Below are 17,436 nucleotides of genomic sequence, written 5' to 3'. Positions count from 1 at the left end.
TCAGAGCAGTTTGTCCTGGGTGATCGGCAGGTCGCGGATGCGGCGTCCGGTGGCGTGGTAGATGGCGTTGCCGATGGCGGAGGGGACCCCGGTGATGGGGCATTCGCCGAAGCCTCGGGCGCCGAGCGCGGTGCTCGCCGGGTCGGGGCGGTCGACGAACAGGACCTCGAGGTCGGGGACGTCGGCATTGACCGCGATGAGGTAGGTGGACAGGTTCGGGTTGGTGACCCGTGCCGTGCGCCGGTCGTAGAGGGTGTGTTCCATCAACGCGATCCCGATGCCCCAGGTCATTCCGCCGATGACCTGGCTGCGGGCCGTCTGTTGGTTGAGCACCCGGCCGCAGTCGTAGGCGCCGACCACGCGGCTGACCCGGACCCGGCCGTAGCGGGGGTCGACCCGCACCTCGACGAACACGGCTCCGCAGCTGTTGCCCGGCTCGTTCGTGCTGGTCGCGGTGTTCTCCACCGGGGCGCCGTGCCGGGCGACGACGTCGCGGTAGTTGTCCTGGCGGGATCGGTCGGTCAGGGAGAACAGGTCGCCGTGCTCGGTGCCGACCTGGTCGGGGGCGAGGCCGTGCAGGGGCGAGGCGGGGTCGGAGACCGCGAGCCGCACGACGGAGTCGCGGACGGCCCGCGCGGCTTTGTCGACGGCTCCGGTGACGCTGGGGACCGTCGCAGAGGATGCGGAGGTCTGCGCGGCGGGATAGGTGGTGTCCCCGAGCCGGAACTCGACCCGGTGCAGAGGGATCCCCAGCGCCTCGCTCGCCACCTGTGTCATGACCGTGTAGGTGCCGGTGCCGATGTCCTGGGTACCGCACTCGGCGACGGCGTTTCCGTCGGTCCCGACCCGGACGCGCGCCGACGCCGAACCGCCGTCGTGCGCGTGCATCTCCGTGGCCATGCCCCAGCCGATGTAGTCGGTGCCGTCACGCATGGCGCCGATCCGTGGGTTGCGGCGGTCCCAGCCGAACGCGTGTCGCCCGAGTGCGTAGGCCTCGCGCAGGTACTTGCTGCTGAAGCGCAGGCCGGTGTCCGGGCTGATGTCGGTGTAGTTGTGGATCCGCAGGTCCACCGGGTCCATGCCGAGCTCGTAGCTGAGCTCGTCGAGCGCGGTTTCCAGCGCGAAATGCGCGGGCAGCTCGGGTGCGCGCATGAACTGTGCGGTCGGCAGGTCGAGAGGTACCGCTTGGGCGCGGGTGTGCAGGTTGGGTACGCGGTAGAGCCGCTGGACCGAGCGGTTCGGGTTGAAGAGCATGCGGGCGCCTCGGGCCTGCTGCTGGGTGCCGATGTGGATCAGGGAGGTCAGCGTGCCGTCGCGGGTGGCCCCGAGGGTGACGTCGGCCTGGTACTCGGCCCGCTGGCCGATGATGGAGTACAGCTGCGCCCGGGGCACCACCAGCTTGACCGGCCGGCGCAGCGCTCGGGAGATCGCGACGGTGTACTGCGCGTACGGTCCGGCGGCCGCGGACGTCTTGCCACCGAAGCCCCCGCCGACGTACTCGGAGCGCACCTGGGCGTCGGCGGCCGGTATCCGCACGGCGCTGCTCAAGGTGCGCTGGCTGGCGCCGACGCCCTGCGTGCTGAGGTGCGCGGTCAGCCGGTCGTCGTCCCAGTACGCGACGATCGCGTGGGGCTCGATCGCGTTGTGGTGGTGTGGCGGGGTGGTGTAGCGGCCGGTGACCGTGACGTCCGCCTTGGCCAGCCCGGCTTGCGGGTCACCGACGACGAGGTCCTGGTCGTCGGGCACCTGGGCGGTGCCGGCGGGCGCGTCCACGATGAACGTGCTCGGCGTCTGCACGGCACCGTAGGTGGTCGTGACCAGGGTGGCCGCGTCCTGCGCCTGCTCGAGCGTCTCGGCGACGACGTAGCCGATGATCTGGCCGTTGGTGGTGATCGTGGCGTCCTGCATCGGTGCCGGGCCGCCGAACCCCGGTACGAGCCGGGGCGAGTTGGTGTGGTTGTAGACGGCGACGACCCCCGGGGCGGCGGCCGCGGCGGAGAGGTCCATCGCCGTGATCACGCCGCGCGCGACGGTGCTCAGCACGAGTGCGCCGTGCAGCATGCGGGGCATCGTCCGGTCCGCCGCGTAGCGGGCGGCGCCGGTGACCTTCGCGACGCCGTCCACCCGGGGGATCGCCCTGCCGACCGGGTGTGTCATCGCATGCCTCCGAGCTCTCGCAGGTGCCCGTCGAGGGCCCGCTGGACCAGGTCCGCCTTGAACGCGTTCGACTCGCGGGTTCTCGCGTCGCGGACCAGGGCCCGCCCGGCGGCGGCGATCGTCGTGTCGGACAGGGGATGGCCGCGCAGTGCCGCTTCGGCCTCGGGGGAGCGCCATGGTGTCGTCGCGATGCCGCCGAAGGTGAGCCGGGCGTCGCGCACGATGCCGCCGCGTACGTCCAACGCCGCCGCGACGGCCACCACGGCGAACTCGAACGTGGTCCGGTCGCGCAGCTTCAGGTAGCCCGATGTCGCCGCCATCGCGGTGACAGGCACCTCGATGCCGACGATCAGCTCCCCGTGGGTGAGCGCGGTGTCGCGTTCCGGTGTGCTGCCGGGAAGCCGGTGGAACTCGCCCATCGGGATGCGGCGGGCACCCGTGGGACTCTGGGTCACGATGGTGGCATCGACGGCGAGCAGGGCAACCGCGAGGTCGGACGGGTGCACCGCGATGCACTGGTCGCTGCCGCCGAGGATGGCGTGCGCGCGGTTCTGGCCGTCCAGCGCGGGGCAGCCGCTGCCCGGTGTGCGCTTGTTGCACGGCGAGCCGGCGTCGCGGAAGTAGCCGCACCGGGTGCGTTGCAGGATGTTTCCTCCGACCGCGGCCATGTTCCGGACCTGTGGTGACGCCGAGGCGAGCAGCGCCTGCGCCACCACCGGGAGTGCACGCCGGACGGCGGGGTGCTCGGCCACCTCGCGCATCCTGGCCAGCGCCCCGATCCGGATCACCCCGTCCGAGGAGACCACGTCGGCCAACGGCAGTGCGTTGATGTCGACGACGCGGTCGTGGGTGCCGGCACCGTCCTTCATGAGGTTCAGCAGGTCGGTGCCGCCGGCGATGAAGCAGGCGCCCGGCCGCTCCGCGACGAGCCGGACGGCCTCCTCGGCGGTCGCCGGCCGGGCGTAGTCGAAGGCCTTCACCGCCGCATCTCCTGTGCGGCGTCCTGGACCGCCGCGACGATGTTGGCGTAGCACGCGCAGCGACACAGGTTGCCGCTCATCCACTCCCGGATCTCGTCGGCCGAGCCGGTGTGGCTCTCCTCGATACAGGCGACGGCCGAGACGACCTGCCCTGGGGTGCACCCGCCGCACTGGAACGCGTCGCGGCGAATGAACGCGGCCTGGACGGGATGCAGGTCCGGGCCGGAGGCGAGGCCCTCGACGGTGGTGATCGCGGTGTTCTCCTGCATCACGGCCAGCGTGAGGCAGGACTTGATGCGTCGGTCGTCCGCGAGCACGGTGCACGCGCCGCACTCACCGCGATCGCAGCCCTTCTTGGTGCCGGTGAGTCCCAGCCGCTCGCGCAGTGCGTCGAGCAACGTCACGCGGGGTTCGACGGTGAGCTCGTGCTCGGTGCCGTTGATCTTGAGCGTGAGGTCCACGGTGGTGGCCACCGCCCGGGTGCGGTGGTCGGAGCATGCCGTGACCATGGGGGCGACGCCGATCGCTGCCGCGGCGGTACCCATGGCCTTGAGCACGGTCCGCCGCGTGGCCTCCCATGTCGATGGCGGGAGGCCGGGGCGTGGCGGGGGTTGACACGTCATGGACGCCATGATGCACAGATGCCATTGACGTGGCAACTGGTTCACAGCGCGCTCATAGAGTCGTTCTTGCAGGTAACCCTGGCGAGCAGTAGTTGGCTGCCGCCCAATGAGGGCGATTTGCGTGCTTTTAGCACGCTTCTGGTTAGGTCGACCGGGCGAGACGCGCGGCGACCCGGACGAACACGGCCGACTCGTCCTCGGTGAGATGGGCGAGCAGGTGCCGTCGGACAGCCCTGGCATGCAGTGCGGTGTGCTTCTCCAGCAGCTCACGCGCGTCCGGGGTCACGGTGACGCGGACGTGTCCGGTATCGCTGTCGTGTTCCCGGGTGACGAGCCCGCGCGACTCCATGCGGGCGAGCTGGTGGGACAGCCGGCTCGCGCTCCAGTCCAGCTTGGTGGCCAGCGCCTTGAGTCCGGAGTAGCTGTGGCCGGGGAACTCGTCCACCCTGCTCAGTACGAGGAACTCCGCGACGCTGAGCCCGGTGACCGGGCGGACCTCGGCGCCCACCCGGCCGCGAAGGGTGTCGGTGATCGCCAGCACGCTGCGGAAGACCTGGCGTTCCGTCGGGTCGAGCCTCGGCTCGTCCGCGCCGGGTCGTTGCTCGGGTGGGGTGGCGGGACTCGGTGTGAGGTCGGCGACCAGGCGGCCGGCGGCGTCGGCGAACGCGGCGTCGAGTCCCTCGGGCCAGGGTGCGGTCAGCACGTCGAGGCGACGGGCGAGCGTCTGGCGACGCTGTTCGACGAGGATTTCCCCGGCCGAGGTGAGGACGAGCAGCGCGGCGCGGCCATCGGTCTCGTCGTCCTGACGCGCGACGAGCCCGGCGGCGACGAGCCTCGAGGCCAATCGGCTGACCCGGGAGCGGTCGATGCCCAGATCGGCGCCGAGTGCCGATGTCGACCGCGCGCCGAGGCGGGCCAGCCCGGCGAGCACCTGATGTGACCGCTCGTCGAGGTCGTCCGAGCCGTGCATTCCCAGTGTCGTGCTCCGCAGGAACAGTCGCTCCAGTACCAGTGCCAGTCGAAGCCCGTACCCAGCCACGCCGCGACTCTATCAGTAGATGCGTGCCATAAGCACGCTTCTCAGTTCTTGTCTGCGCGAGTGTGGTGCGGCACTTCCAGTATGACGGCGCTCACAGAGGCTTCGGTTGAAACTTGGTCGCTGACCAAGTTAACTGGGCGTCGAACTTGGTCGCCGACCAAGTCAGTCGGAAGGAGGGGTGCATGCTGGGCACAAAGGTGTTGGTTTCCGGGGCGGGCATAGCCGGTCCCGCGCTGGCGTACTGGTTGGCGCGCTACGGCGCGGACGTGACGGTCGTGGAGTCCGCGCCGGCGCTACGCACCGGTGGCCAGCTCGTGGACATCCGGGGCGTCGCCCGCCAGGTGATCGCCGAGGCCGGGCTCACGGAGCCGATTCGCGCGGCGCGGACCGGGGCGGACGGGCTGTCCTTCGTCGACTCCGCCGGGCGGCGGCTGGCCTCGATGGGTGTGGCGGGCTTCGGCGGCGACGGGCCGGTGACCGAGATCGAGATCCTGCGGGGGGTGCTGTCGGAAATCTTCCACGAGGCGACCCGCGATGTGGCCGACTATGTGTTCGGAGACCACATCTCCGGCATCCGGCAACGGCCCGACGGCGTGTGCGTCGACTTCGCGCACCGGCCCGGTCAGTCGTTCGACCTGGTCGTCGGCGCTGACGGGCTGCACTCGGGGGTGCGCAGCCTGGTGTTCGCGCCGGAGCAGACGCGGTTGCGTCACCTCGACACCTATCTGTCCTTCTGGACCGCGGACAACACACCGGGACTGCGGGACTGGACCGAGGTGTACTCCGAACCGGGCCGCACCCTCGGCGCGCGGGCGATCCGGGACAACAGCGCGGTCATGGCGTTCTTCTCCTTCCGATCCGCGCCGTTCGTCTTCGACCACCGCGACCTCGGCGCGCTGAAGGCCGTCGTGCGCTCCCGCGCGGCGGGCATGGGCTGGCACGCCGAGCGGCTGGTCGCGCAGCTGGACGACGCACCCGACTTCTACTTCGACTCGTGCAGCCAGGTACAGCTGCCGCACTGGTCGGTGGGCCGGGTCGGGCTGGTCGGGGACGCCGCGTTCTGCGCGTCGCCGCTGTCCGGGCACGGCACCAGCATCGCCCTGGTCGGCGCCTACGTGCTGGCCGGGGAACTGGCCCGCGCCGGCGGGGATGTCGTCGCCGGGCTGAGGGCCTACGAGCACAGGCTCCGGCCGTGGATCACCCGGATCCAGGGTTTCGGGCAGGGAAACGGCGCGATGATGACGCCGAGGACCGCCCTCGGTATCGAGTTCCGCCGCCGCGCGGTGCAGGCGATGGGACTTCTGCCGGGTGGCTCGCTGCTGCTGCGCGACCAGGTCCGGATGTCGAACGGGTTCCCGCTGCCCGGCTACTCGGCGTTCGAGGTCGCCCGGTCCGGGGAGCGGCCGTGACCATCGAGCGCCTCGACCCGCCGGGACTGTCACCCCCGGTCAGCGACGTCTATCACCACGTAGCGATCGACCGTGCCTCGGGCATCGTGGCCATCGCCGGGCAGATCGCTGTCGACGCCGACGGAGTGCTGGTCGGTCCCGGTGACCACGAAACCCAGGCCGAGCAGGCGTTTCGCAACCTGGCCCGCGCCCTGGCGGCGGCCGGCTGCGGGCCGGGCGACCTGCTCAAGAACACCGTCCACGTGGTCGGCCACCACCCCGGCCTGGTCGGGCCGATCTTCGCCGCCGGCCGCCGCGCGTTCAACGGCGACTGGCCCCGCACCGCCAGCACGTTGCTCGGCGTGCAGGCCCTCGGCCGACCGGAATGGCTCATCGAGATCGACGGAATCGCCGTCATCCCGCAACACACCTGAGGAGATCAGACATGTCCAGCAAGACCTGGCTCATCACCGGAGCGTCGAAGGGCTTCGGCCGCGAGTGGACCGAGGCCGCCCTCGGCCGAGGCGACCGCGTCGCCGCGCTCAGTCGTACCGCCGGTGCATTCGACGACCTGGTGGCGGTGCACGGCGACGCCATCCTGCCGATCCAGGCGAACGTCACCGACCGCGTCGCCGTCACCGTTGCCGTGCGGCGGGCCGCGCAGCACTTCGGCCGGCTCGACGTGGTGGTCAACAACGCAGGCTACGGCCTGTTCGGCATGGTCGAGGAGGTGACCGAGCAGCAGGCCCGCGACCAGGTCGAGGTCAACCTGTTCGGTCCGCTGTGGGTCACCCAGGCCGCACTCCCGTTGATGCGTGCCCAGGGCGGCGGCCACATCGTTCAGGTGTCCTCCATCGCCGGGGTGTTCTCCCTGCCGGGGCTCGGGGTGTACCACGCGTCCAAGTTCGGGTTGGAGGGGTTCACCGCCAGCCTCGCCGCCGAGGTGAAGGCCTTCGGTATCAAGGTCACCCTGGTCGAGCCGGCCGGATACGCCACCGACTGGGCAGGTCCCTCGGCCGTGCACGCTCAGCGCGGCGACGCCTATGACGAGTTCCGCGCCGCCATGGCCCGGCCCTCGGCGAAGCGTGGCGACCCGTCCGCGACCCGCGAGGCGATCCTGACCCTGGTCGACGCCGACGAGCCGCCGTTGCGGATCTTCTTCGGTCAGGGCCCGTTGCCGTTGATGAGGAAGGAGTACGCGGCGCGGATCGAGGAGTGGGAGCGCTGGGACGAGGTCTCGCAGGCGGCCTTCGGGGCCTGACCCGGTCACGCATCGACGACTTGTACGATGACCAAGTTTCTGGAGCGATAGGACTGGGGTGCAACGGGATGCGGTGGACGCAGGACGACGTGATCGAGGCCGCGTTCGCCACTCTCGAGGCCGAGGGGCTCGAGCGGCTGTCCCTGCGCGGGGTCGCTCGGACCCTCGGCGCCCACCTCAACTCGGTGAGCTGGCACGTCAAGACGAAGCAGTCGCTGATCGAGACGATGGCGGACACCATCATCGGCACCGTCGACGTCGACGACCTGCCGGCCGACCCGATCCAGCAGGTCCGCACCATTGCCGGTCGCTACCGGGCCGCGTTGCTGCACCACCGTGACGGCGGCAGGCTCGTCGCCGGCACCTTCACCGGCACGGGCAAGACCCTCCGCGTCGCGAACGCGATCGTCGCCGCCCTGCTCGCGGCGGGCTACCCGGAGAGCGACGCGGCACGGCTGTGCTGGTCGCTCGTGTACCTCACCCTCGGCCTCACCCAGGAGCAGCAAACTCCCTCCGACAAGCCCGGCGACCACGTGCACGAGCTCTTCCGGTCCGGGGCGTATCCGGCACTCGCCGAGGTCGGCGAGGAACTGATGGTCGCGGACACCTTCGACGCCCGCTTCGACTACGGCGTCGACCGGCTACTGAACCTCGCCTGAGGCTCCCGGTCGTCGGAGTGCCGGACCGTGCGATGACCTGGAACGCTCCGCTGACCCTGCCGCCAGGTCAGCGGAGCGTTCCAGGTCATTGCGAACACCGCGGGCGTTACCGGCCGGCGTTGGAGAGCGTGTCGAGGGCTTGGCGCAGGTAGGTTCGGAACGCCGGGTAGTTCTCGCTCATCGGGAAGTGACCGATCTCCTTCATCTCGATGAACGCGGCGTTCTTGATCGCGGCCGCGGTCCGCCGGCCGTCCTCCGGAGTGGTGAGGTAGTCGTACTCGCCCGTGAGCATGACGACCGGGCAGCTCTCGCCGTCGATCTCGCCGAGCTTGCCGCGCAGATCGTGGTCGACCGAGTAGAAGTGCAGGTCACCCTTGAACGCCTCGGACCCCTGGGTGTAGTAGAACCAGGTCTTCCAACGGTCCGCATCGGGGGACTGCGGGGCCATCAGGTCCCATACCCCGCTCCCGCACACCTGCGCGGCGTTGGCGTGCGGATGGTGCCACCAGTCCAGGTAGAAACCGGGGGAGTAGTCCGCACCCTCGACCGGAATGACTCCGGCGAAGCGCTCGGGGAATCGGTAGGCCAGCTGCAACGCGATGTTGCCGCCGAACGAGGAGCCCATGAAGATCGGCTCCTCCAGCTCCAGTGCATCACACAACGCGACGATGAAGTTGGCGTAGTGATCGGCGGTGAGCTTGTACTCCTCGGTCCACCACTCACTGTTCTCCGGCGGATCGGATTTGCCGTGCCGGGGCAGGTCGTAGGCGATGACCCGATGGTTGGCGGTGATGTCCTCGTCTTCGAGGAGCCCGCGCCACTGGTGGTTGTGGCAGCCGGCGGTGTGCTGGCACACCAACGGTTGCCCGGTGCCGTTCTCCAGGTAGAACACCTTGTACTCGAGGCCATCCACCTCGACGTAGACGTACCGGCCGGTGACCGGTGAAACCCTGGCCATGATGTGTCTCCTCGTCTGTTGCGGATACGGGGTTCGTCGGTTCAGACCGGGACGCCGACGCTGCGCAGCAGCTCGATCTGCCGAGTGAGGCAGCGCAGGTTCTGCATGAGCACCAGTACGTCGCCCTCGAGCTTCATGTCCCGCTGGAAGCTGGCCGCCCAGATGCCGTGGTACATCGGTGCCGGTACTGGCGTGCCGAAGTTGCGCCAGGTGTCCGCGCTGGCCCGGATGGCGAACTGGTACGGCACGTCCAGCGGGCCCGGGTCGACCGCGAGGTCGGTGACCTGGCCGGACACCAGGCGCACGACAAACGTGTGGTCAGCCATGTCGAGCAGGTACGAGCAGGTGAAGTACTTCCCGTGCGCTTGAATCTCCCGGTCATTGTTCGTCGCGTCGGTGAACGCGCGCGCCCAGTCGGCGGCGGAGAGTGTCGGGCTGGTCACTGTCATGACAGCGGCTCCTCCTCGAGCGGTGTGACGTTGTGGATCGCCAGACATTTGACCGCTCGCGTGGGGAATGGGTCCAATACCCGTTGGCCACCGATCGATAGGAAGCAAGCATTGGTGCGGCCGAATAGCTGACGACTAACATCACGCACGTGCCGCCAACGTTGGATCTGCGCGTGATGCGCTATTTCGTAGCGGTGGCCGAGGAGCTGCATTTCGGCCGGGCGGCGGCCCGGCTGCACATCGCGCAGCCGTCACTGAGCGTGCAGATTCGCAAGCTCGAGCACACGCTCGGCACCACATTGCTGCTGCGCACCAGCCGGCACGTCGAGCTCACCGCGGCCGGTTCGGTGCTCCTGGGGGAGGCCCGCAGGCTGCTTGCCGACGCGGAACAGGTCGCGATCCGCACCCGGGAGGCCGGGCGGGGTACGCGAGGTGGGCTGATCGTCGGTTTCCAGGCCAACGCCGCCGCCGAGCTCACCCCGAGGATCCTCGCCGCCTTCCGCGCACAGTTCCCGGCCGCTCAGGTCGAGATGCGCGCGCACGACTTCGCGGACCCCTACCTCGGTCTGGCGGAGGGCGAGGTGGACGTCGCCTTTGTCCGGTTGCCGTTGCTGATGCAGGACTGGCTCGGTCTGGCGACCCTGTTCACCGAGACCCGGATGCTGGTGGTGTCCCAGGACTCCCCGGTGGCGGTGTTTCCCTCCGTCAGCGTTGACCAGCTCGCGGACCAGCCGTTCGTGGCTCGCAAGGCGCCCGAGCACTGGCGGGACTTCTGGCTGGCGACCGACCAGCGGGACGGGTACCCGGTGCGGATCGGCGCCGAGGTCGGTGGCGTCGACGAGTGTTTCGAGGCGATCCTTGCCGGGCGCGGCATGGCGTTCACCCAGTCCTCGACCAAACGTTTCTACGACCGGCCCGGGCTGACCTTCATCCCGGCACCGTCGTTGCCCGGATCGACGGTGTCCATCGCCTGGCGTCGGGACATGAACTCGCCACTGGTGCGTGCGTTTGTCCAGACCGCCCGCCAGCTGGCCGCTGTCAACCTGGTCCCGGACTGTGTGCCGGAACCCGACCTGCCGAGTTCTGCTCACAGTGCGATCAGCTGACGGTGAGGACCTGACACCTACCGAAAAGTTCGGCAGATCAGCTGAGATCTCGAGTGTCGGTCGCCGGCTCGTCCTGGCTGGCCGCCCACGACGCCAAGAGGGCGAGACCGTCCGCGGTCGCCGTGCCGGCAGGCGCGGTGTAGACGTTCAGGAGCAGGCCGGGTTCGGCAGGCAGCTCCATCGACTCGACGTCCAGGTCGAGCCGGCCCACCACCGGATGGTGCAGACGCTTGCGTCCGGACCGGTGGAGCCGAACGTCCTGTGAGGCCCACCGCCGCCGAAACAGCTCACTGCTCGTCGACAGTTCACCGACCAGGGCGATCAGGCCCTTGTCGTGCGGATTTCGGCCGGCTTCCATGCGTAGCTTCGCGGCCACGTCACAGGCGATCTGGTCATAGTCGACGAAGAACGTTCGTGCCGCTTCGGAGTGCAGATACACGAACCGTGCGGTGTTCGCCGGCCGTCGCGTCTCGGCGAGCACCGGTGAATACAGCGCGCCAGCGAGCCGGTTCAGGGCCAGCACGTCGTAACGCCCGTTGCAGATCCAGGCCGGTGCATCGGTGATGGCATCGAGCACCTGCTGAAGCGCCGGACGCACCGTCACCGAGGGTCGACGGCGGCGCGGCCCGCTGGGGGTCCTGGACTGCCGCGCGAGGTGGAACAGGTGATCGCGCTCGGCCTCGTCGAGCTGCAAGGCGGAGGCGACCGCGTCGAGCACCCCGTCCGAGGCGCCGGTGAGGCTGCCGCGTTCCATACGCACGTAGTAGTCGACCGACACCCCCGCCAGGAGAGCCACCTCTTCCCGACGCAGGCCTGTGACCCGGCGGTTGCCGCCGTAGGCGGGCAGTCCGGCTCGCTCGGGCGTGATCCGCGCGCGACGTGAACTCAGGAATTCCTTGATCTCAGCGCGCGGATCGATCGTGGCCACCTCATCACCGTAGGCCGTGTCCGCACACGGAGGGAGGTTCTGTCGGTACCTCTCTCACCAGGGTCTCCCACACGCCCACAACGCCGGTCAACCTGTTGGAGCCCTCCGGTAATCAGCTCAATTCAGCCGCACCGGACGCGTGACCGAGTCACCGCATGCCTCCGGGAGAGAAGGATCGAAGACCAATGACGGACACCGAGTTCACCACTCACGCGGATCTTTTCGATCTGAGTGGGAAGTACGCACTTGTCACCGGCGGCACCAGGGGAATCGGGTTGATGATCGCGCGCGGCCTTCTGCGGGCGGGTGCCCGCGTCGTCATCAGCTCACGCAAGGCAGACACGTGCGCGGAGGCACAGCATCTGCTGTCCGGGTTCGGCGACGTGCAGGCGATCCCCGCCGACCTGTCCAGGCACGACGAATGCCGGCGTCTCGCCGATCTGGTCACGAGCGGCTCGGAACGCCTGGACATCCTCGTCAACAACGCCGGGGTGATGTGGCGCGAGCCGCTGGAGACGTTCCCCGACGAGGCCTGGGACACGGTGATCGACCTCAACCTCAAGTCGCCGTTCTGGCTGGTGCAGGCGCTGCTGCCCGCACTCCGCTCGGCGGGCACCGCCGACGATCCCGCGCGGATCATCAACATCGGCAGTATCGCCGCCATCCACGTCGCCCAGTCGCCCAACTACTCCTACGCCAGCAGCAAAGCGGCACTCCATCAACTCACCAGAGTGCTCGCCAGAGAACTGGGCCCACAACACGTCACCGTGAACGCGGTAGCCCCAGGACCGTTCCCGTCGCAGATGATGGCCTCCACCCTCGATGCCATCGGCGACACGATCGCGGCGAAGGCGCCACTGCGCCGGCTCGGCCGCGACGACGACATGGCCGGTATCGCCGTGTTCCTCGCCAGCCGGGCCGCGTCCTACCTCACCGGCACCGTCATCCCGGTCGACGGCGGCATCGCCACGACCGCATCAGGCACCTAGGCGTCGACGCGAGGACGTGCTCTGTGTCGGGCACGCGAGGTACCCGACACAGAGCTGGTCAGGGTGGGTCGGGTCAGGAGCTAGAAGTACCAGCGACGGCCACCGACACCGCGCCCGACCGAACCGAGCAGCAACAGGACGAGGCCTACGACGAGCAGGATTGCTCCGACCGTGTACAGGATCGAGATTCCGGTGAGCCAGCCGATCAGGAGCAGGACAACTCCGAGGACGATCATCATTTCTCCTTGAGGCCAAGACTTGCGACGCCCGGAAGCTACGTGTTCCCGGCGTCCGGATGAGGCCCGAGAGGTGGCGTTGTCATGCTGCACCGCGCGGTATGACAACGCCACCTCGAACGTGGCCGGCTACTTATTTCTTGAATGTGTTCTTGAGGTCCTTGGCAGCGTCCTTGACGTTTTCACCGGCCTGCTTGATACCGGACTTGCCTTGATCGACCTTGCCTTCGGCTTCGAGCTCCTCGTTACCGGTGGCCTTTCCGGTGGTCTCCTTGGTCTTGCCTTTGAGCTCTTCGGTCTTGTTGGAAATCTTGTCCCCGAGTCCCATGATGTGTCGCCTTTCGTGTGTCCGGCAGCCCACCGTTGTGGGTGCTCACCGGGTCAGACGCGACCTGGACGGGAAACGTCACGCGGCCGGTGAGTGATGGAGCCCACGTGCGTCCTGCCCTGTTCGGCCCGTGACGAATTCTCCGTCGCCGGCGTCTGACCCGATGGCGGAAAGCGATTCCTCTAGGAGGCGATGGGTGTCTCAGCCAGACGCCGGGTCGGGCAGCACCATGGTGCTGACGGCGACGGCGATCGACGACGAGACCTTGGTGGTGCGCGCCCGCGAAGGTGATCTGACCGCGTTCGAGGCGCTGGTGACGCGCTACCAGAAGCGGATCTACCAGCTGGCGTTGCGGATGACCCGCGATCGCGGTGATGCGGAAGACATCACCCAGGAGGTCTTTCTGACCGCGTGGCGGCGGCTCCCGGAGATTCACCGGGAAGCGGCGTTCTCCGGTTGGCTCTACACCACCGCCACGAACCGGTGTCTGACTGTGCTGCGCAAGCGTCGCCCGACCGAGGCACTGGACGAGGAGCAGTCGCGAGGAGAACCCGCGTGGATGACGGTGGCGGGGCGGGATCCGCAGAGCTCGGCACAGAACATGGCTCAGCTCGCGGCGTTGTCCGAGGCGTTGGGACGGCTGACCGCTCAACAGCGAGTTGTGTGGTTGCTGCGCGAAGCCCACGGTCGGTCCTATGAGGAGATCGCCCGCATCGTCGACACCACCCCGGCTTCGGTCCGAGGCAGACTGTCCCGAGCGCGCATCCAGCTAGCGGAGTTGATGTCCCCATGGCACTAGAGCACACCCGCGCGCGTCACCGGCTTCCGTGCACACGTGACATCGAGGAGCTCCTCGACGAGCTCGACACCGGTGTGCCGAGCTCACATACGCGGGACTGTCCGCATTGCACCACGGCCCTGCGGGGCATCCAGGCGCTCCACGACGCAACTCGGACACTGCTCGCCGATCCCGAGGAACCACCGGTCGGACTGCTCGATCGGATCATGACCGCCGTACGCGCCGAGGCGCGCCGTGGCGAGGTGGTGGCACTGCCGACCGAACTGGGGAACGCGGAGATCTCGACGCGCGCGGTGGCGAGCCTGCTGCGCTTCGCGGCGGACGCTGTGCCAGGAGTGCGCGCACGGCACTGCGGCATCGTGTCGACCGACCGGGTGGGCACGGTCCGCGTCGAGATGTCGGTGTCGCTGCGCTACGGCAGTGCGATGGAGGCGCTCGTCGCCGAGGTCCGCACCCGCGTCATGGCGGTCATGTCCGCCAACATCGGGCTCCGCGCCGGTGTCGTCGACATCGACGTGGTCGATCTCTGGCACAGGTGATCGGCATGAGCGACGAATCTCCCGACCTCTCGCACCCGCCGAGGCCCGACGACGCGAACGAGTTCACAGCAGCGACCGCGCACGACAACTCGGAGGTCGCGGCGGCCGCGGCGGCCGCGACCGCCGTCCGGGCGACCGCGGGTGTGGTGCGCCTTCAGCCTCGCATCTGGGGGTTGGTCCACCAGCTGAGCCAGCAGATGTGGGAGCGCGCCACGGGCAAGGCCTACCCGGACACGGCGGGCGTCGACGCCACCGTGGACGGCGACACCGTGGCGGTGGAGATCGCGCTGGTCCTGCACGGCGGCTACCAGGCCACCGCGGTCGCCGACGCGGTCCAGCGAGCGGTCCCGGCCGCCGTCGCCGCCGCTACCGGGCTGACCGTCACCACGGTCACGGTCCGAGTCACGGACATCGACCTCACGTCGATCCTGGCGTGAGAGGGACACCCCCTGACGCTCGCGTCCTCGACGCACTCGGGAAACGCCGACGTGATTCGCGCTTCGATCCCGACGTCCGGGGTACGTGACCGGTGTCGGGGTTCTCGACCGGTCCTGGCTGGGCCGCGGCGATTGGCGGTCATCTTGCGGGACGTAGGTATCGGGACGTGCGATGGGTCGATGCTGTGAGCGCGTCGGCCGACGGTGTCCGCTCGGGGTTGGACCTGCGTTGGGTCGATTCCGCCACGCGTGCCCAGGACGACCTCTTCGGTCATGTCAACGGCGGGTGGTTGGCCACCGAGGACATCCCCGACGACCGTGCCCAGCACGGCATGTTGCGTTCGCTGCGTGACGATGCGGAAGCCGACGTGCGGGCGATCGTCGTGGAGTTGGCCGATGGCGGGGGCCAGGGCGGTTCGGCGCCGGGTGGCGACGACCGCCGCGTCGGCGACCTGTACACGTCCTTTCTCGACACCGATGCCATCGAGGCCAGCGGAACCGATCCGGTGCGGCCGCTGATGGACGAGATCGCCGAGGCGTCCGATCGAGCCGCGCTGGCCGAGGTGCTGGGTCGGCGTCAGCGAGAAGGTCTCGTCGGTCTGGTCTGGGCGTCGGTTGCCACCTACGTCCGTGACTCGTCCAGGCCCCTGGTGCACCTGTCCCAGGCCGGCCTGGGCTTGCCCGACGGGTCCTACTACTCGGACGAGGGCGACGCCGGCGTTCTCGACCGGTACCGCGAGCATCTGGTTCGCCTGGCCGAGCTGGTCGAGCTGCCGGATCCGGAGGCCCTCGCGGCATCCGTGCTCGACCTGGAGACCGCTCTGTCGCGCGCGTGGATGGACCCGGTGAGTGTTCGTGACCCGGAGAAGGTCAACAACCTCATGACGTGGGCCGAGCTGCGCGCGCAGGCCCCGGGCTTCGACTGGACGGCGTGGCTGGGTGGATTGGGCGTCGAGGAGAAGGTCGTCGCCGAGGTGGTGGTCGGCCAGCCGGGTTTCCTGGCCGAGGTCGGCCGACTGTGGACCGAGCGCCCGCTGGAGCAGTGGAAGGCGTGGCTGACCATGCGGCTCGTGTCCGCGTGTGCGCAGTATCTGGGGCGGGACCTGGCCGGTGCCGACTTCGACTTCCACGGCCGCGTCATGTCGGGTGTCCCTGACCAGCCCGAGCGGTGGAGGCGCGGGCTGGGCCTGCTCGACGCGGTGCTGGGCGACGCCGTCGGGCGGCTGTACGTGGCCCGGCACTTCTCCGCTTCGGCACGGGCACGTGCCCTCGATCTGGTGGAGAACCTGGTCGAGGCCTTCCGCCGGAGTCTGTCCGACCTGGACTGGATGGGTGATGAGACCCGTCGGCGAGCGCTGGACAAACTGGGTCGGCTCACCGCCAAGATCGGATACCCGGACCGGTGGAAGGACTACTCGAGCCTGGACATCCGCGCGGACGACCTGTTGGGCAACGTCCGCCGGGCCGGCGCCTGGCGCACCGGCCACGACCTGGCCAAGGTCGGCCGACCGGTCGACCGGGACGAGTGGCTCACGACCCCGCAGACCGTCAACGCGTTCTACAACCCGCGGCTCAACGAGGTGGTGTTCCCGGCCGCGGTCCTACGGCCCCCACTGTTCGACCCCGGCGCCGACGACGCAGCCAACTACGGCGGCATCGGTTCGACCATCGGCCACGAGATCGGACACGGGTTCGATGACCAGGGCTCCCAGTACGACGGCGAAGGCAACCTGGTCGACTGGTGGGAGCCGGCCGACCGGGCGGAGTTCGAACGCCGCGCCGAGGCCCTGCGCGCCCAGTTCGACTCGCTGTCTCCCGCCGGCCTGCCCGGACACACCGTGAACGGTGCCCTCACGCTCGGGGAGAACATCGGCGACCTCGGCGGCATGATCATCGCGTTACGGGCCTACCGCCTCGCGGTGACGAGAACCGGCGCGGCGCAGCCCCCGGTCCTCGACGGCCTCACCGGTGAGCAGCGGGTCTTCTTCGCCTACGCCGGAGTGTGGCGAGCCAAGACCAGGGAGGCCGAGGCGATCCGCCGCCTGGCCAGCGACCCGCACGCACCCCCGGACCTGCGGTGCAACGCCGTGGCGACCAACCTCGACGCATTCCACGACGCATTCGACGTGACGGAGACGGATGCACTGTTCACCCCCGAAACACAACGGGTTCGAATCTGGTGACGATCACCATCGAGCGGACTCTGGTGACGCTTTCCTCGACCAGGTCGAAGGATGCCCAGGTCCGACTCATGACCAGGAAGAATCGCTCCGTGCCATCGTGACCGCGATCAACGGCGGGACGGCGGCAATGCACCAGCAGCTGTTCTTCCGCCCGACGCCGGGACTGGGACGTGCCGACACCCCGATCGATCGACTGTTCCTGGCCGGCGCCTCAGCCCATCCGGGCGGAGCGGTACACGGCGCCTGCGGCGTCAACGCCGCCCGGGCCGCTCTGGCCGCCGACGGATGGGCGGGCCCGGTGTATCGCGGCGTGATCCGCGCCGCTCACCGCCGTCTGTACCGGTAGGACCCGCTCACCTGGCCGGTCCGCCGACAGC

19 protein-coding genes and 1 pseudogene are annotated in these 17,436 nt (G+C 69.2%); 11 read left to right on the top strand and 9 right to left on the bottom strand.

Annotated features, from left to right (window positions below):
• From G406_RS0102635 to G406_RS55400, 4 genes are all read right to left on the bottom strand, one after another.
• Positions 1–2,157 carry a xanthine dehydrogenase family protein molybdopterin-binding subunit gene (locus G406_RS0102635; protein WP_028932593.1) on the bottom strand — a complete coding sequence of 719 codons (2,157 nt, stop codon included), beginning with the start codon at positions 2,155–2,157 and terminating at the stop codon, positions 1–3.
• Positions 2,154–3,137, bottom strand: coding sequence for an FAD binding domain-containing protein (locus G406_RS0102630; RefSeq protein ID WP_028932592.1), 984 nt, complete (start codon positions 3,135–3,137; stop codon positions 2,154–2,156). Before G406_RS0102630 ends, G406_RS0102635 begins: the two co-directional genes overlap by 4 nt.
• A complete protein-coding gene (locus tag G406_RS0102625) occupies positions 3,134–3,760 on the bottom strand; it encodes a 2Fe-2S iron-sulfur cluster-binding protein (protein WP_084215746.1) in 627 nt (208 codons plus the stop codon). The genes G406_RS0102630 and G406_RS0102625 overlap by 4 nt, the downstream gene beginning before the upstream one ends.
• Positions 3,761–3,902: 142 nt before the next feature.
• On the bottom strand, positions 3,903–4,799 hold the full coding sequence (locus tag G406_RS55400) for a MarR family winged helix-turn-helix transcriptional regulator (protein ID WP_051341359.1): 897 nt from the start codon (positions 4,797–4,799) through the stop codon (positions 3,903–3,905).
• Positions 4,800–4,981: 182 nt separating this feature from the next.
• On the opposite strand from G406_RS55400, the gene G406_RS0102610 reads away from it, so the two are divergent.
• From G406_RS0102610 to G406_RS0102595, 4 genes are all read left to right on the top strand, one after another.
• Positions 4,982–6,208: an FAD-dependent monooxygenase gene (locus G406_RS0102610; RefSeq protein WP_028932590.1), complete on the top strand. Its 1,227-nt coding sequence runs from the start codon at positions 4,982–4,984 to the stop codon at positions 6,206–6,208.
• Positions 6,205–6,621 (top strand): RidA family protein, encoded by a 417-nt coding sequence (locus G406_RS0102605; protein WP_028932589.1) that lies wholly within the window; start codon positions 6,205–6,207, stop codon positions 6,619–6,621. The genes G406_RS0102610 and G406_RS0102605 overlap by 4 nt, the downstream gene beginning before the upstream one ends.
• Before the next feature lie 11 nt (positions 6,622–6,632).
• The gene (locus tag G406_RS0102600) at positions 6,633–7,448 is read left to right on the top strand and encodes an SDR family NAD(P)-dependent oxidoreductase (RefSeq protein WP_028932588.1); all 816 of its coding nucleotides are present in this window, start codon (positions 6,633–6,635) and stop codon (positions 7,446–7,448) included.
• A 68-nt stretch (positions 7,449–7,516) separates the two neighbouring features.
• Positions 7,517–8,107 carry a TetR/AcrR family transcriptional regulator C-terminal domain-containing protein gene (locus G406_RS0102595; protein ID WP_028932587.1) on the top strand — a complete coding sequence of 197 codons (591 nt, stop codon included), beginning with the start codon at positions 7,517–7,519 and terminating at the stop codon, positions 8,105–8,107.
• A gap of 106 nt (positions 8,108–8,213) precedes the next feature.
• Here G406_RS0102595 and G406_RS0102590 read toward each other — a convergent pair whose 3' ends face one another.
• Both G406_RS0102590 and G406_RS0102585 read right to left on the bottom strand, forming a co-directional pair.
• On the bottom strand, positions 8,214–9,065 hold the full coding sequence (locus tag G406_RS0102590; protein ID WP_028932586.1) for an alpha/beta fold hydrolase: 852 nt from the start codon (positions 9,063–9,065) through the stop codon (positions 8,214–8,216).
• Positions 9,066–9,106: 41 nt separating this feature from the next.
• Positions 9,107–9,514 carry a hypothetical protein gene (locus G406_RS0102585; protein ID WP_028932585.1) on the bottom strand — a complete coding sequence of 136 codons (408 nt, stop codon included), beginning with the start codon at positions 9,512–9,514 and terminating at the stop codon, positions 9,107–9,109.
• 149 nt (positions 9,515–9,663) lie between these two features.
• Here G406_RS0102585 and G406_RS44210 point away from each other — a divergent pair, with 149 nt between their 5' ends.
• Complete coding sequence (locus tag G406_RS44210; RefSeq protein ID WP_245606983.1) at positions 9,664–10,620, top strand: LysR family transcriptional regulator; 957 nt, start codon at positions 9,664–9,666, stop codon at positions 10,618–10,620.
• Positions 10,621–10,657: 37 nt separating this feature from the next.
• On the opposite strand, the gene G406_RS0102575 is transcribed toward G406_RS44210, so the two are convergent.
• Entirely contained in the window at positions 10,658–11,548 is an 891-nt protein-coding gene (locus G406_RS0102575; protein ID WP_028932584.1) for a helix-turn-helix transcriptional regulator, read from the bottom strand.
• Positions 11,549–11,733: 185 nt separating this feature from the next.
• Here G406_RS0102575 and G406_RS0102570 point away from each other — a divergent pair, with 185 nt between their 5' ends.
• Complete coding sequence (locus G406_RS0102570) at positions 11,734–12,537, top strand: SDR family oxidoreductase (RefSeq protein ID WP_028932583.1); 804 nt, start codon at positions 11,734–11,736, stop codon at positions 12,535–12,537.
• A gap of 80 nt (positions 12,538–12,617) precedes the next feature.
• On the opposite strand, the gene G406_RS57715 is transcribed toward G406_RS0102570, so the two are convergent.
• Together G406_RS57715 and G406_RS0102560 are read right to left on the bottom strand one after the other, a co-directional pair.
• Complete coding sequence (locus G406_RS57715) at positions 12,618–12,773, bottom strand: DUF6131 family protein (RefSeq protein WP_169736569.1); 156 nt, start codon at positions 12,771–12,773, stop codon at positions 12,618–12,620.
• A 133-nt stretch (positions 12,774–12,906) separates the two neighbouring features.
• Complete coding sequence (locus G406_RS0102560; protein WP_028932582.1) at positions 12,907–13,101, bottom strand: CsbD family protein; 195 nt, start codon at positions 13,099–13,101, stop codon at positions 12,907–12,909.
• 229 nt (positions 13,102–13,330) lie between these two features.
• On the opposite strand from G406_RS0102560, the gene G406_RS0102555 reads away from it, so the two are divergent.
• The 5 genes and pseudogenes from G406_RS0102555 to G406_RS0102535 form a co-directional block, all read left to right on the top strand.
• Positions 13,331–13,900 carry an RNA polymerase sigma factor gene (locus tag G406_RS0102555; protein WP_037074686.1) on the top strand — a complete coding sequence of 190 codons (570 nt, stop codon included), beginning with the start codon at positions 13,331–13,333 and terminating at the stop codon, positions 13,898–13,900.
• A complete protein-coding gene (locus G406_RS0102550) occupies positions 13,891–14,439 on the top strand; it encodes an Asp23/Gls24 family envelope stress response protein (RefSeq protein ID WP_028932580.1) in 549 nt (182 codons plus the stop codon). The genes G406_RS0102555 and G406_RS0102550 overlap by 10 nt, the downstream gene beginning before the upstream one ends.
• A 5-nt stretch (positions 14,440–14,444) precedes the next feature.
• A complete protein-coding gene (locus G406_RS44205; RefSeq protein WP_156934638.1) occupies positions 14,445–14,876 on the top strand; it encodes an Asp23/Gls24 family envelope stress response protein in 432 nt (143 codons plus the stop codon).
• 185 nt (positions 14,877–15,061) lie between these two features.
• On the top strand, positions 15,062–17,059 hold the full coding sequence (locus G406_RS0102540) for a M13 family metallopeptidase (RefSeq protein WP_028932579.1): 1,998 nt from the start codon (positions 15,062–15,064) through the stop codon (positions 17,057–17,059).
• Between the two features lie 103 nt (positions 17,060–17,162).
• Positions 17,163–17,405, top strand: a pseudogene (locus tag G406_RS0102535) (NAD(P)/FAD-dependent oxidoreductase); the annotation flags it as partial.
• Between the last annotated feature and the right edge of the window lie 31 nt (positions 17,406–17,436).

Source organism: Actinospineispora spinosispora DSM 44797 (assembly GCF_000429025.1).
GTDB classification, from domain to species: Bacteria; Actinomycetota; Actinomycetes; order Mycobacteriales; family Pseudonocardiaceae; genus Pseudonocardia; species Pseudonocardia spinosispora.
Note: the sequence above shows the minus strand (reverse complement) of the source record. Positions and strands in the feature narration are given on the sequence as shown.

Coding starts and splice junctions, on each gene's coding strand:
- G406_RS0102635 (WP_028932593.1), bottom strand. CDS start 2,157: ATGACACACCCGGTCGGCAGGGCGATCCCCCGGGTGGACGGCGTCGCG.
- G406_RS0102625 (WP_084215746.1), bottom strand. CDS start 3,760: ATGACGTGTCAACCCCCGCCACGCCCCGGCCTCCCGCCATCGACATGG.
- G406_RS0102610 (WP_028932590.1), top strand. CDS start 4,982: ATGCTGGGCACAAAGGTGTTGGTTTCCGGGGCGGGCATAGCCGGTCCC.
- G406_RS0102600 (WP_028932588.1), top strand. CDS start 6,633: ATGTCCAGCAAGACCTGGCTCATCACCGGAGCGTCGAAGGGCTTCGGC.
- G406_RS0102595 (WP_028932587.1), top strand. CDS start 7,517: ATGCGGTGGACGCAGGACGACGTGATCGAGGCCGCGTTCGCCACTCTC.
- G406_RS0102590 (WP_028932586.1), bottom strand. CDS start 9,065: ATGGCCAGGGTTTCACCGGTCACCGGCCGGTACGTCTACGTCGAGGTG.
- G406_RS0102585 (WP_028932585.1), bottom strand. CDS start 9,514: ATGACAGTGACCAGCCCGACACTCTCCGCCGCCGACTGGGCGCGCGCG.
- G406_RS0102570 (WP_028932583.1), top strand. CDS start 11,734: ATGACGGACACCGAGTTCACCACTCACGCGGATCTTTTCGATCTGAGT.
- G406_RS57715 (WP_169736569.1), bottom strand. CDS start 12,773: ATGATCGTCCTCGGAGTTGTCCTGCTCCTGATCGGCTGGCTCACCGGA.
- G406_RS0102560 (WP_028932582.1), bottom strand. CDS start 13,101: ATGGGACTCGGGGACAAGATTTCCAACAAGACCGAAGAGCTCAAAGGC.
- G406_RS0102555 (WP_037074686.1), top strand. CDS start 13,331: ATGGTGCTGACGGCGACGGCGATCGACGACGAGACCTTGGTGGTGCGC.
- G406_RS0102550 (WP_028932580.1), top strand. CDS start 13,891: ATGGCACTAGAGCACACCCGCGCGCGTCACCGGCTTCCGTGCACACGT.
- G406_RS44205 (WP_156934638.1), top strand. CDS start 14,445: ATGAGCGACGAATCTCCCGACCTCTCGCACCCGCCGAGGCCCGACGAC.